Source organism: Streptomyces sp. NBC_00285 (genome assembly GCF_036174265.1).
Classification (GTDB): domain Bacteria; phylum Actinomycetota; class Actinomycetes; order Streptomycetales; family Streptomycetaceae; genus Streptomyces.
In genome coordinates, this window is record NZ_CP108055.1 from 1,174,480 (window position 1) to 1,188,230 (window position 13,751).

Annotated in this window: 5 protein-coding genes; 1 reads left to right on the plus strand and 4 read right to left on the minus strand. The window is 73.1% G+C overall.

Going from position 1 to position 13,751, the window contains the following annotated elements; translation table 11 throughout:
* The first annotated feature begins 4 nt into the window (after positions 1-4).
* The gene (gene urtE, locus OHT57_RS05625; protein ID WP_328744924.1) at positions 5-697 is read left to right on the plus strand and encodes an urea ABC transporter ATP-binding subunit UrtE; all 693 of its coding nucleotides are present in this window, start codon (positions 5-7) and stop codon (positions 695-697) included.
* Here the strand turns inward: urtE and OHT57_RS05630 are convergent.
* The 4 genes from OHT57_RS05630 to OHT57_RS05645 all read right to left on the minus strand — a co-directional run bounded on the left by OHT57_RS05630 (position 687) and on the right by OHT57_RS05645 (position 13,746).
* A complete protein-coding gene (locus OHT57_RS05630; RefSeq protein ID WP_328744925.1) occupies positions 687-1,910 on the minus strand; it encodes a cytochrome P450 in 1,224 nt (407 codons plus the stop codon). The two genes, urtE and OHT57_RS05630, sit on opposite strands and share 11 nt — an antisense overlap.
* A gap of 36 nt (positions 1,911-1,946) precedes the next feature.
* Complete coding sequence (locus OHT57_RS05635) at positions 1,947-2,159, minus strand: MbtH family protein (protein ID WP_328744926.1); 213 nt, start codon at positions 2,157-2,159, stop codon at positions 1,947-1,949.
* Entirely contained in the window at positions 2,156-6,028 is a 3,873-nt protein-coding gene (locus OHT57_RS05640) for an amino acid adenylation domain-containing protein (RefSeq protein ID WP_328744927.1), read from the minus strand. The genes OHT57_RS05635 and OHT57_RS05640 overlap by 4 nt, the downstream gene beginning before the upstream one ends.
* 86 nt (positions 6,029-6,114) lie before the next feature.
* Entirely contained in the window at positions 6,115-13,746 is a 7,632-nt protein-coding gene (locus OHT57_RS05645; protein WP_328744928.1) for a non-ribosomal peptide synthetase, read from the minus strand.
* Between the last annotated feature and the right edge of the window lie 5 nt (positions 13,747-13,751).

Below are 13,751 nucleotides of genomic sequence, written 5' to 3' on the forward strand. Positions count from 1 at the left end.
CGCCATGCTGGAGATCAAGAACGTCCGGGCCGGCTACGACCGCTCCTACGTCCTGCACGACGTCACCGTGTCCGTCCCGAAGGACGGGGTCGCCGCGGTGCTCGGCCACAACGGTGCAGGCAAGAGCACCCTGCTGCGGGTCGCGATGGGTCTGCTCAAGCCGAAGGGCGGCCAGGTGCTGCTGGACGGCGAGGACATCACCCGCCTCGCCCCGCACCAGCGGGTGGCCCGCGGGATGGCGTACGTCCCGCAGGGCCAGCAGTCCTTCCCGCACCTCACCACCGCCGAGAACCTCCAACTGGTGGCGGACGGCCGCAGCGGGGGCAAGGAGGCGATCGCACAGGCGCTGGACCTCTTCCCGGTGCTGCGCGAGCTGTCCGTCCGCCGCGCGGGTCTGCTCTCGGGCGGCCAGCGTCAGCAACTGGCCATCGCCCGGGCCCTGATCACCGCTCCCCGGCTGCTGCTGCTCGACGAGCCGACCGAGGGCATCCAGCCCTCCGTCGTCGCCGAGATCGAGGAGACGATCCTCGCGCTGACCCGCCAGGGCGGTCTGTCCGTCCTCCTCGTCGAGCAGCATGTCGGCTTCGCCATGCGCGCCGCCGAGCGGTACTACGTCCTGGAGGCGGGCCGCGTGACCTCCTCCGGCGAGGGCGGCACCGCCTCCGAGCAGACCGTGCGCGAGGCGCTCAGCGTGTGACCTTGAGGGGCAACGCGCTGAGGCCGTTGAGGAAGTTGGAGTAGACCGGCCGTGCCTGGCCGGTCTGTTCCATGTCCGCCACCTGGTCGCGCAGTCCTTCCAGTACGGCTCCGATCTCCGCGCGGGCGAGGTAGGCGCCGAGGCAGAAGTGGGGGCCGTAGGCGAAGGTGCAGTGCTTGTTGGGGGTGCGGTCCAGACGAAGCTTGTCCGGGTTCTCGAAGACCTGCTCGTCATAGTTGGCGGAGGCGTTCCACACGGTCACGATGTCACCGGCGCGGATCGCCCGGCCTGCGATCTCGGTGTCGGTCGTGGCCGTGCGGCCCGAGTGCAGCGCGGGGGTCGTCCAGCGCAGGATCTCCTCGACGGCCGTGTCGGTACCCGTGTCGCCCTGCTTGAGCGACTGCCACTGGTCGGGGTGTTCCACCAGGGCGAGGGCGGCGCCGACCATGGACAGACGGGCCGTCTCGTCGCCGCCGAGGATCAGGCTGTAGCAGTTGAGCATGATCTCGTCGTCGTCCAGCGGAAGGCCGTCCACCTTGCTGCCGGCCAGGAGCGCGATGACGTCCGCGTGGCCGCTGCCGCGGCGGTCGCGGGCGAGGTCGGCGAAGTAGAGCAGGATCTCGCTCTTGGCGATCCAGGTGTCCGCCGCGGTGCCGTCCGCGTCGTGCGAGCCCAGGGCGGAGGAGGTCAGGCTGAGCAGATGGGCCCGGTCGCTCTCGGGCACGCCGAGCAGGTCACAGATCGCGCCGAGGGGAATCCCCGCGGCCACGTCGGCGGCGAAGTCGCAGCTGCCCTTGTCGAGGGCTTCGCGCAGCAGCCGGTCGACGGTGCGCCGCACGCTCGCCACGACCGGCTGCAGGGCGCGCGGCGTGAACGCCGACATCAGGATGCGCCGCAGCCCGGTGTGCCGGGCCCCGTCGGTGATGGCGAGCATGCGTCCGGCCGCGGAGTCACCGCCGGCGAGGAGGGTCTCCAGGACGTTGCCGCCCTCGGAGGTGAAGCGGGTGCTGTCTCGGTAGACGGCGGTGACGTCGGCGTGCCGGGTCACCACCCAGAACCCCGGCCGGGTGCCGGTCGCCGGGTTCCAGTGGACCGGTTCCTCCTGCCGCAGCCGGCGCCACACGGCGGACAGGTCGCTCTCGGCGTGCAGCCGTGGATCGGCCAGGTCGAGCGTGTCCAGTTCTTCGGCTGCGATCGTCCGCCGCGCGCTCATCTACGTCCCACCTTCCAAGTCCCTTGCGTGAAAGCCCTATTCGCCCATGGCCGTGATCAGGCTCTTGGGGCGCATGTCCGTCCAGTTCTGTTCGACGTGGTCCAGGCACTCCTGGCGGCCCGCCGGACCGTGGGCGACCGTCCAGCCGGCCGGGACCTCGGCGAAGGCGGGCCACAGCGAGTGCTGTCCCTCGTCGTTGACCAGGACGAAGTGCTCAAGGGTGTCGTCGTCGAACGGGTTGGCGCTCATGCGGGGTTCCTCCGGTGGGTTGCGGTGTTCAGTGCGGGGCCGATCCGCTCCAGCGGGCCCGGCCGGGTCATCTCCCCGTGGACGCAGGGGATGTCGTGGTTGTCGACGCGTCCGTCGACGTACGGCTGCCAGGCGCGGTGCCGTTCCGGGTGCGTGTCCGGATCTTGTGCGGCCGTGAAGAACAGCAGGTCACCGTGGTACGACGTGGGGGCGAACTCCTCCATCAGACGCCGGTTCCCGGCGGTGACCTCGACCAGTGCTGCGAGTTCGGTGTCGTCGAGGCTCGCGGTCATGTCGGGTGTCTCGCGTACGAGTTCGGCGAAGCGGGCGTCGGTGAGGGGTTCCGTTGCGTCGGGCTGCGGGCGGCCCAGGATGCTGAGGAGGCTGCGCAGGAGGGTCGGCCGGTCCGCCGCGCGGGCGCCCCGGGTGATCCAGACGCCGGGGTAGGCGTCGAGCATCGCCAGCAGGGCGACCTCGTGGCCTTGCTTCTGGAGGGTCACCGCGACGTCGTAGGCCACCAGGCCGCCCATGGAGTAGCCGAGCAGGTGGTAGGGGCCTTCGGTCTGGATCTCCCGGATGCGTGTGATGTGGTCGGCGACCGTCTCCCGCAGGCTGCCCGAGCGCGGGTCGCCTGGGGTCAGCCCCTTCGACTGGAGCCCGTACAGGGGCCTTTCGGGGTCGAGATGACGGGCGAGTCCGGCGAAGCCCCAGGCGAGTCCGGAGGCGGGCGGGAGGCAGAAGAGCGGTTCCTTGGCGCCGCGGGTGCGCAGTGGCAGTACGGCGTCCAGGGGTGCCGCACCCGACGCGCCGCCCCGCAGCCGCTCTGCCAGCCCGGCGACGCTCGGGGTCTCGAACACGGCACGCAGGGGCAGTTCGGCGCCGAGGTCGGTGCGGATGCGGGCGGTCAGACGCGGGGTCAGCAGGGAGTGGCCGCCGAGGTCGAAGAAGCTGTCGTGGACGCCGACGCGGGTGGCGTCCAGCCCGAGGACGTCGGCGACGATCGTGCGCAGACGCTCCTCCTGCGGGGTCCGCGGAGCGCTGTCGGTCGCGGCGGGCGCGGCGGGGTCGGGCAGGGCCGTGCGGTCGGTCTTGCCGCTGGCGGTGCACGGGAGGGCGGCGAGCGGCACGATCGTGGCGGGGACCATGTGGGCGGGAAGCGTACGGGACAGGTGCGCGCGCAGTTCGGCGAGCAGCGTGTCCGTGCCGGTGCTCGTGGGGGGCGTACCGGCGACGGCGTACGGCACGACGTAGGCCACCAACTGCTTTTCACCCCGCCCGTCCTGACGTACCGTCACGGCCGCTCGCGCCACGGCGGGGTGTGCCGTCAGTACGGCCTCGATCTCGCCGAGTTCGACGCGGAAGCCGCGGATCTTGACCTGGTGGTCGGCGCGTCCGACGAACCGCAGCCGTCCGTCGCGGTCACGGACCGCGAGGTCTCCGGTCCGGTACATCCGCTCTCCCGGCGCCCCGAACGGGTCGGCGACGAACCGGCCGGCGGTGAGACCCGGGCGGCCGAGATAGCCACGCGCGGGGCCGCCTCCGCCGAGGTGGATCTCGCCGACGATCCCGTCGGGGACGGGCCGCAGGGCCTGGTCGAGGAGGTAGAGGCAGTTGCGGGCGAGTGGTTCACCGAGGGGCGGTGAGCCCTCCGCGGGGTCGTCGTCGGAACGCCAGGCGGTGGCGTAGATCGTGGCCTCGGTGGGCCCGTAGAAGTTGACCAGCCTGGCTCCGGGGAAGGCGGCTTCGAGCTCCGCGCGCAGTTGTGCGGTGATGGGCTCGCCGCCCAGGGCCACGGTGTGCGGTGTGGCGTCGGGGCGTTCGGAGACCACTCCGGCCATCACCGACGGCACGCCGCTGATGAGTCCGGCGTCGGTGCCGGAGGCGGTGAGGGACAGCAGGCTGTCGACGAGTTCGATGCGTCCGCCGCACAGCAGGGGGGCGAAGATCTCGAACACCGAGACGTCGAAGTTGAGGGAGGTCGAGAAGAGGACTTTTTGCAGCGCGTCGGGGCCGAGGGCACGGTGAGTCCACTCGACGAACTCGACCGCGTTGCGGTGGGTGGCGAGGACTCCCTTGGGGCGGCCGGTGGATCCGGACGTGTAGGTGATGTAGGCGAGGTTGCCGGGGAGCGGACTCTTCAGCGAGGTCTGATGATCCGTCACCTCCGTCTCGATCAGGACGAGTTCGGTGTCCTCGGGAAGCACTCCTGCCGTTTCGGCCGTGGCCAGGACCGCCACCGGTCGGGCGTCCTCGACGATGTAGGCGAGCCGATCCTTCGGGTACGCGGGGTCGAGCGGCAGATAGGCCGCCCCCGCCTTCAGTACGGCGAGGACGGCGACGACCAGGTCGGGCGTACGCGGGAGGGCGATGCCGACGACCTGTTCCGGTCCGGCGCCCAGCGCGGTGAGTCTCCGTGCCAACAGTTCGGCCCGCGCGTCGAGTTCGGCGTACGAAAGACTCGTGCCGGCTGCCTTGATCGCCTCCGCGTCGGGGATGGCGCTCACCTGGGCCGTCCACAGGCCGATGAGGGTGTGGGTGGTGGGCGCCGGTTCGGTGGCCGGGTCGGGGCGGGGGTCGCTCCCGGGGTCGAGGAGTCCGAGGCGGCCGAGCGGGAGTTCCGGGTGGGCGGCGATGGTCTCCAGGATGTGCACGAGGTGGGCGAGTTGGGCGTCGGCCCACCCGTCCTCGAAGAGGTCGGCCCGGTGGGCGAGCCGGAAGCGCAGGCGTGGTCCGGGGAAGGCGACGAGGGTCACGGGATAGTGGGTGGCGTCGCGGCCGCTCGTCCCGGTGATGCGAAGACCGCCGGCGTCCGCCCTGGTGGCCTCCTCCATCGGGTAGTTCTCGAACACGACGAGGGTGTCGAAGAGTTCGGGCAGGCCGGTGGTGCGCTGGATGTCGGCCAGGCCGAGGTGGTGGTGGTCGAGGAGGCCGACGAATCCGCCCTGGACGTCGCGGAGCAGTGCGCTCAGCGCGCGGTCGGGGCGCAGCCGTACCCGAACCGGCACGGTGTTCACGAAGAGTCCGACCATCGACTCGACGCCGGGCAGGGCGGCGGGGCGGCCGGAGACGGTGGCGCCGAACAGCACGTCGTTGCGGCCGGTCGTCCGGCTGAGCAGGATCGACCAGGCGGTCTGCACCAGGGTGTTGGCGGTTATGCCGAGCTTGCGGGCAAGGGCGGTGAGGGCGGCCCCGGTGGCTTCCGGCAGTTCGGCGCGGGCCTGGGCGAGCGGGCCGGGGCCGGGGTGGGGCGGGGCCAGGCGGGTCGGTTCGGTCACCCCGTCCAGGGCGGTCCGCCAGGCGGTCTCCGCGGCGGTGCGGTCCTGGCGGGTGAGCCATTCGAGGAAGGTGCGGTAGGCGGGGGCGGGCGGCAGGTCGGGCTCGGACTTCCCGTACAGGGCGAGGAGTTCGCGGACCAGGACGGAGACCGACCAGCCGTCGAGAAGGATGTGGTGGTGGGTGACGAGGAGGCGGTGCCGTCCGTCGGGCAGGTGTGCCAGGGTGCAGCGGATCAGGGGCGGGGTGGCCGGGTCGAAGCCGCGGTCGCGGTCCTCGTCGAGCAGTTGGGACCACGCGGTCTCGGAGTCGATGCCCGTCTCGGTCCACGGCAGGGCCGCACGGTGCGGGACGACCTGGACGGGGGCACCGCCCTTGCGGCGCCGGAAGGCGGCGCGGAGGTTGGGGTGGCGGTCCAGGAGGGCCTGCCAGGCGGCGCGGAGCCGTTCGGCGTCGACCGGGTCCTCGATTTCGAAGACCAGTTGCACGAGGTACACGTCGGCGGCGTCCCGCTCGTGCTCGTACACGGCGTGGAAGAGCAGGCCCTCCTGGAGGGGGGTCAGGGGCAGTACGTCGGCCAGCGCGGGCTGGGTCATCGCGTCGTCTCTTTCGGTGCGGGCCGGGGGTCCGGCGGGCCGGGTCGGCTGTGCCCTGGGGCCCTTCTGATGGATCTCCGCGGCGGCTAGCCGTCGAGGCCGGCGGCGAGTTCGTCGAGTTCGTCCGCGTCGAGCTCCGCCGGCAGCAGCGTTCCCGGGGCCGCCGGTGCCGTGCGGGCGGCGCGTTCGACCAGGGCGGTGAGGGCGGCGAACCACGTCTCGGCGAGTTCGCGCACCGCGGTTCCGGTGAGCACGCCGTCGGGCCACGACCAGTCGGCGACGAGCCGGGGGCCCTGCGCGGTGTCGTGGACGACCGCGTTGAGGTCCAGGACGTGGGCGGCGGCGAGGCCGGGGTCGGTGCCGCTGCCGAGGGCCGGGGACTCCGGAGCGAACGACCACATGCTGTCGGCGACGGGAGCCGTGAACCGGCCGAGGTAGTTGAAGCCGACCGCGGGTGCGGGCTGCTGCGCCAACTCTCCCGACGTGTGGGGGTTCAGATAGCGCAGGAGGCCGAACCCGATTCCCCGGTCGGGTAGTTCACCCGTGCGGTCGGCGACCCGGCGGACCACGCTGTCGGCGGCGGCACCGGCGGCCAGCGCGTCCTTCAGATCGACGCCCTCCAGGTCGACGTGGACGGGGTAGAGCGAGGTGAACCAGCCGACCGTGCGCGAGAGTTCGAGGCCGGGGGCGATCTCCTCACGGCCGTGTCCCTCGACGTCGACGAGGACGTGCGGGACGTCCTGGTGTGCGGCGAGGGCCAGGGCGAGGCCGGCGAGCAGCACGTCCTGCGGGCCGGTGCGGAACGCCGTGGGCACGCCGGCGAGCAGGGGCCCGGTCACGTCGGCCTCCAGGGTCAGCCGGAGCGACCTGGTGGTGGCCGCGGTGTCCGTGGCGGGGTCGAGCGGCCGGGCGCCGAACGGGACACGCGGGGCGTCGTTCGTCCGCCGCCACAGCTTGGCCTCCGCGCCCCGCTCACGGGCCTCCTCGCGCAGCAGGGCGGACCAGGCTCGGAACGACGTGCCGACGGGCGGCAGTCGGGGGTCGCGTCCGGCCGTGACCGCGTTCCAGGCCGTTTCCAGGTCGGGTACGAGGATCCGCCAGGACACTCCGTCCACGGCCAGGTGGTGGACGACCAGCAGCAGCCGCCCGGGACGGTCCCGGCCCGCGTCGAGCCACACGGCCCGCACCATCGCACCGGTCGCCGGATCGAGGGTGCCGAGCGCGCGGTCGAACTCCTCGGCCACGACGGTGTGGAGGTCGTCCGTCCCGCTGACGTCCCGGCGGTCCACGACGGCGGCGACCGCACCCACCGGGGCGACCTCCAGCGCGCGTTCCCCGGTGAGGCGGGAGCGCAGCATGTCGTGATGGTCGACGAGTGCCTGGAGGGTGCGGGTCAGCCGTGGCGTGTCGGCGTCCGCGGGCACGGTCAGCAGCACGGACTGGCTGAGCCGGCCGATCGGGCCGCCGCGTTCGGCCAGCCAGTGCATCGCGGGCGTGAACGGCACCGGTCCGACGCCGTCGTCGCCCGCGGCCCCTCGTGAGGCGCCCACGGGGCCGCGGGCCACCGCCGCGAGGGCGGCCGCGGTCTGGTGCTCGTACACGTCACGCGGGCTGATCACCACGCCGGCCTCGGCGGCCCGGCTCACCAGCCGGATCGAGGAGATGCTGTCGCCGCCGAGCGCGAAGAAGCCCTCGTCGAGGGTGAGTCCGGGCAGCCTCAGCAGGTCGCGGAAGAGTTCGGCGAGTACGCGCTCGGCGGGTGTGCTCGGCTCGCGGGTCGCTTCGACGGGCGTCGGCGTCCCTGGGGCGGGCAGGGCCCTGCGGTCCAGCTTGCCGTTGGGGGTCAACGGGAGGGCGTCCAGGACGACGACGGCCGAGGGCACCATGTACTCGGGGAGCAGGCGTTCGGCGTCCCGGCGCAGTGCGGCGGGGTCGGCGGGCGGGCGTCCGGCGCGGGTGGTGACGTAGGCGACGAGGCGCCGCTCCCCCGGTTCGTCCTCGCGCACCACGACCGCTGCCTGGGCGACGGCCGGATCACGGGCCAGGGCGGACTCGATCTCGCCGGGTTCGATACGGAAACCCCGCAGCTTGACCTGGTCGTCGGCGCGGCCGAGGTACTCCAGCTGCCCGTCGGGCGCCCAGCGGGCCAGGTCGCCGGTCCGGTACATCCGCTCGCCGGGGCCTCCGTACGGGTCGGCGACGAACCGTGCGGCCGTCGGTCCGGGGCGGCCGAGGTAGCCGCGGGCCACGCCGGTGCCCGCGAGGTAGAGCTCGCCGACCGTGCCGGGTGGCACCGGGCGCAGCCAGGCGTCCAGGACGAGGGCGCGGGTGCCGGTGACGGGGCGGCCGATGGGCGGGGCCTGGTCGCCGGTCAGCGGGACGGCAATGGTGGCGCAGATCGTCGACTCGGTGGGCCCGTAGGCGTTGGCCATCCGGCAGCCCGGCGCCCAGCGGGCCACCAGTTCACCGGAACAGGCCTCGGCGCCCACGACGAGGGTCTGCAGGTCGGGAAACCCGTTCGGCGCCAGGGTGGCGAGGGCGGTCGGCGGGACGAGGGCGTGGGTGATCCGGCCCCGGGTCAGTTCCTGTGCGAGGTCCGCACCCAGCAGCGGTCCGGACGTTTCGGGCACCACCAGGGTTCCGCCGGACGCGAACGCCATCAGGAGTTCCATCACGGACGCGTCGAAGCCGGGTGCCGAGAACTGCAGGACCCTGCTGTCGGGGCCGAGTCCGAAGCGCTCGACCTGCGTCTGCGCGAGGGCGGCGAGCCCGCGGTTCTCGACGATCACCCCCTTGGGGGTGCCGGTCGAGCCGGAAGTGTGGATGACGTAGGCGGCGTGGTGGGGGTGGTGGGCGGTGGGGAGTCCGCCGGGAGGACCGTCCGCCGGGAGGGACGTCAGGATGTGCGCCGGGCGGGCGTCGGCCAGCAGGGCCTCGATGCGGTCGGCGGGCAGTGCCGGGTCGACGGGGAGGAACGCGGCGCCGGCGAGGGCGACCGCGAGCAGGGCGACGACCCGGTCGGCGGATCGCGGGAGCCGTACGGCGACGAGGTCGCCGGGGCCGATGCCGCGGCCGGCGAGGACGTGGGCCACCTGCCGTGCCCGGGCGTCGAGTTCGGCGTAGGACAGGTCGTCGAGGGCCGGGGCGTGCGGCCTGAGCCGCACCTGCCGGGAGAACATCCCGGCCAGGGACTCGGGCTCGACCTGTCCCCCGGTGGCGCTCCACTCGTCGAGGCGTGCGCGCTCGTCCTCGTCGAGGAGGTCGACGTCGCCGATGCGCCGGTCCGGGTCGGCGGCGACGTCGGCGAGGAAGTGGACGAGCCTGTGGGCCAGTCGGCGGACGGTCTCCGGTTCGAACAGGTCGGTGCTGAACTCGGCGACTCCGTCGATGCCTGCCGGGGAGCCGTCGTCGTGGCGGTGCTCGGTGAGGTACAGGGAGAGGTCGAAGCGGGCCGCGCCCGTCGCCACGGCTTCCCGGGTGACGCTCAGGCCGGGCAGGGCGGGGACGGGGTCCGCGCCATGGCCGGTGTAGGCCAGCATGACCTGGAAGAGCGGGTGGCGGGCGAGGCTCCGCTCGGTACTGACGGCGTCCACGAGCAGGTCGAACGGCACGTCCTGATGGGCGTAGGCGGCCAGGTCGAATTCCCTTACCCGGGCGAGGAGTTCACGGAACGTGGGGTTGCCGGAGGTGTCGGTGCGCAGGGTGAGGCTGTTGACGAAGAACCCGATCAGGTCGTCGAGTCGCTCGTCGCTCCGCCCGGCGACGGGGGTGCCGAGGGTGACGTCGGTGCCCGAGCCGAGCCGGGTCAGGACGGCGGCGAGGCCGGCCTGGAGCACCATGAACAGGGTCACCCGCTGGGCGGCGGCCAGGTCGGCGAGGCCGGCGTGGAGTGCGGGGTCCAGGGCGACGGCCGTGCGGTCGCCCCGGCCGCTGGGTTCGGCGGGCCTCGGGTGGTCGGCGGGGAGCGGGAGCTCGTCGGGGATGCCCGCCAACGCCGTACGCCAGAAGTCGATCTGCTCGGCCATCGGGCTGCCGGGGTCGTTCTCGTCCCCCAGCGACTCGCGCTGCCAGTGCGCGAAATCGGCGTACTGGACGGGCAGGGGCTGCCAGTCGGGTGCCCGTCCCGCGCAGCGGGCCGTGTAGGCGCTCTCCAGGTCGCGGGTGAGCGGGCGCATCGACCAGCCGTCGACCGCGCTGTGGTGGGCGAGCAGGAGCAGGACGTGGGTGTCGGCGCCGAGGTCGTACAGGGTCACCCGCAGGGGCGGTTCGGTGGACAGCTCGAAACGGTGACCGGCTGCCGCCTTGAGCAGCGCGGGGAGTTCGGCCTCGGTGGTTCGGACGACGTCCGGGTTCGGCCGGGCCTCCTCCGGTGCCAGGATCCGCTGGTACGGGGTGCCCTGGACGTCGGGCTGCAGCGTACGCAGCGGCTCGTGGCGGGTGACGACGTCGGCGAGGGCTGCGGTGAGCGCCTGCCGGTCCAGGGTGCCGGTCAGACGCAGGGCCGCGGGGACGGTGTAGGTGGTGTGCCCGCCGTCGAGACGGCTCATGAACCACAGTCGCTGCTGGCCGTAGGAGAGGGGGACGGGGTCGGGGCGGCTCGGCAGCGGCAGCAGGGCGGGCCGCCGGCCGTCCCGTGTGTCGGCCAGACGGGTGGCGAGGGCGGCCGGGGTCGGGGCCTCGAAGACGGCTCGTACGGGCAGCGCGGTACCGAAGGCGGTCCTGATCCGGTCGGCGAGGCGCATGGCGAGCAGGGAGTCGCCGCCGAGGTCGAAGAAGGAGTCGTCCGCGCCGACCTGGTGGGCCTCGATGCCGAGGACACCGGCGAACAGGCCGCAGAGGATCTCCTCCTGCGGGGTGCGCGGGGCCCGGGTGGCGCCGGTGACGCCGGCGGCGGCCGGGACCGGGAGGGCGGCGCGGTCCAGCTTGCCGTTGGCGGTCAGGGGCAGCCGGTCCAGGACGACGACCGTGGCGGGGACCATGTGCTCGGGCAGGGTGAGTGCGGTGTGGGCGCGAAGTGCCGCCGGGTCCAGTGGTCGTTCGGCCACGGCGTATCCCACCAGCCGCCCGTCATGGACCAGGACGACCGCGCGGGACACCTCGGGATGGGCCGCGAGTGCGGCCTCCACCTCGCCCGTCTCGATGCGGAAGCCCCGGATCTTGACCTGGTCGTCGGCGCGGCCGGTGTACTCCAGGCGCCCGTCGGCCGTCCGGCGGGCCAAGTCGCCGGTACGGTACATCCGTTCACCGGGTGCGCCGAACGGGTCCGCGACGAAGCGGCCCGCCGTGAGGCCCGGTCGCCCGAGGTAGCCGCGGGCCAGACCGGCGCCGGCGACGTACAACTCGCCCGTCACGCCCGGCGGGACCAGCCGCAGACCGGCGTCCAGGACGTGGGCGCGCAGATCGGGGATGGGCTCGCCGATGCCCTCGCAGCGCTCCCGGGTGAGCGGGAGGCCGGTGACGTGGACGGTGGTCTCGGTGATGCCGTACATGTTCACCAGCGCTGGGGCGTCCTCGGCGTGCCGGGTGAACCACTCGGCGACGGGCGTGACGTCGAGGGCCTCACCGCCGAAGATGATGTGACGGAGCCTCAGATCTTCTGAAACGGAAGGGAGTTCGGCGTCGGCCCGTACCAGTTCACCGAAGGCGGAGGGGGTCTGGTTGAGGACGGTGACCCGTTCCCTCGCGAGCAGCCGCAGGAACTCGTGCGGGTCCCGGGTGACGTCGTGCGGTACGACGACGAGGGTGCCGCCGTGCAGGAGTGCTCCCCACAGTTCCCAGACGGAGAAGTCGAAGGCGTAGGAGTGGAACAGGGTCCACACGTCGTCGGGGCCGAAGTCGAACCAGTGGCGGGTGGAGTCGACGAGGCGGACCACGTTGCGGTGCGGGACGGCGACGCCCTTCGGCCGTCCCGTGGAGCCCGAGGTGTAGATGACATAGGCGAGGTGATCCCCCGTCAGCCGCGGGAGCTCGGCGTCGCACGGAGACGTCATGTCGTCGTCCAGGACCAGCACGGGTACGTCCGTGGCGGGCAGACCCGGTGCCACCTCCCGCGTGGTCAGCAGCAGGACGGGCGCGGAGTCGCCGAGCATGTACGCGAGCCGTTCGGCGGGATACTCCGGGTCCAGCGGGACATAGGCCGCGCCGGTCTTCAGGACGGCCAGGATCGCGACGACCAGGTCCGTGGAGCGGGGCAGCGCGAGGGCGACCAGGCGCTCGGGGGCGGCACCGCGGGACGCCAGCACGGAGGCCAACGCCGTTGCACGTGCGTCCAGTTCGGCATAGGTGAGGCGGGTGTTCCCGTGCACCACGGCCATCGCGCCGGGGGTGCGGGCGGCCTGGCCGGTGAAGAGGTCGGTGAGGGCTTCGGGCGGGGCGGCGGACCGGGGTGCGCCACTGCTCGTGAACTGCTCCCGCTCCCCCGGCAGGAGCGCCTCCACCTCGCGCACGCGGCGGGACGGGTCATCTGCCAGTTGTGCCAGCACCACGGCGAAGCGGTCCATGAGGGTGCGGGCGCCGGCCTGGTCGTACACGTCGGGACGGTAGGAGAGACGCAGGGCCAGGCGGCGGGCGGGCAGGACGGCGAGGGTCAGGGGGTAGTGGGTGGCGTCGCGGCCGGCGAGCTGGGTGACGCGGCCCTCCCCCGGGCCGCCGGCCGCGGGGTGGCTCTCGAAGGCCAGCAGGGTGTCGAAGAGGTCGCCGGTGCCGGTGGCGCGCCGGATGTCGGCGAGGCCGAGGTGCTGGTGCGGGAGCAGGGCGGCCTGTCGCTCCTGGAGAGCGGTGAGGAATCCGGAGACGGTGTCGCCGTCGTCCCAACGCACCCGGGTGGGGACGGTGTTGATGCAGAAGCCGACCATTGAGGCCACGTTCCGCAGCTCGGGCGGGCGGACGGTGACGGTCTGGCCGAAGGCGGTGTCGGTGCGGCCGGTGAGACGTCCGAGCAGGACACCCCAGGCGCCCTGGACCAGGGTGTTGAGGGTGATGCCCAGGGTGCGGGCCGCGGTCTCGGCGGCGATGGTCGCCGACTCGGTGAGCTCGACGACGAGTTCGTGCGGCAGCACTGCCGTGCCGACCGCCGCTCCGGGGGCCAGGAGGGTGGGTTCCTCGACGCCGTCCAGGGTCTTGTGCCAGGCCGCCTCGGCGGCGGCGCGGTCCTGCCGGGAGAGCCAGGCGAGGTAGTCGCGATAGGGCGGGGTCGGGGCCAGCGCGGTGGGGTGCTCTCCCGCGTACAGGGCGGTGAACTCCCGTACCAGCAGCTGCTTCGACCAGCCGTCGAGGAGGATGTGGTGGTTGGTGATCACCAGGCGGTACCGGTCGGCCGCCCAGCGGACGAGCACGTGGCGCAGCAGCGGCGGGCGTGCCAGGTCGAAGCGGCGGGCGCGCTCCTCGTTCAGGATCCGCTGCCAGGCCGCCTCGCGCGGAGCGTCGTCGAGCGCGCTCACGTCCTCTTCGGACCAGGGCAGTTCGACGTCCGTGGGCACGATCTGGAGGGGCGCCGCGGTCTCACGGCGGCGGAAGCAGGCACGCAGGTTGGGGTGCCTGTCGAGCAGGGCCTGGCCGGCGGCGCGTACGGCGGCGGGGTCGACGTCACCGGTCAGCTCCAGGATCTGCTGGGCGGCGTAGACGTCGGGTGCCTGGTCGTCGTCGTACAGGGCGTGGAAGAGCAGCCCTTCCTGCAACGGCGACAGGGGCAGGATGTCGGCAATTCCGGACCGGGTCACCGTGG

Bases quoted from the DNA above. Each gene is read 5' to 3' on its own strand.
- OHT57_RS05640 (WP_328744927.1), bottom strand. From the start codon at position 6,028: ATGACCCAGCCCGCGCTGGCCGACGTACTGCCCCTGACCCCCCTCCAG.
- urtE (WP_328744924.1), top strand. From the start codon at position 5: ATGCTGGAGATCAAGAACGTCCGGGCCGGCTACGACCGCTCCTACGTC.
- OHT57_RS05635 (WP_328744926.1), bottom strand. From the start codon at position 2,159: ATGAGCGCCAACCCGTTCGACGACGACACCCTTGAGCACTTCGTCCTG.
- OHT57_RS05630 (WP_328744925.1), bottom strand. From the start codon at position 1,910: ATGAGCGCGCGGCGGACGATCGCAGCCGAAGAACTGGACACGCTCGAC.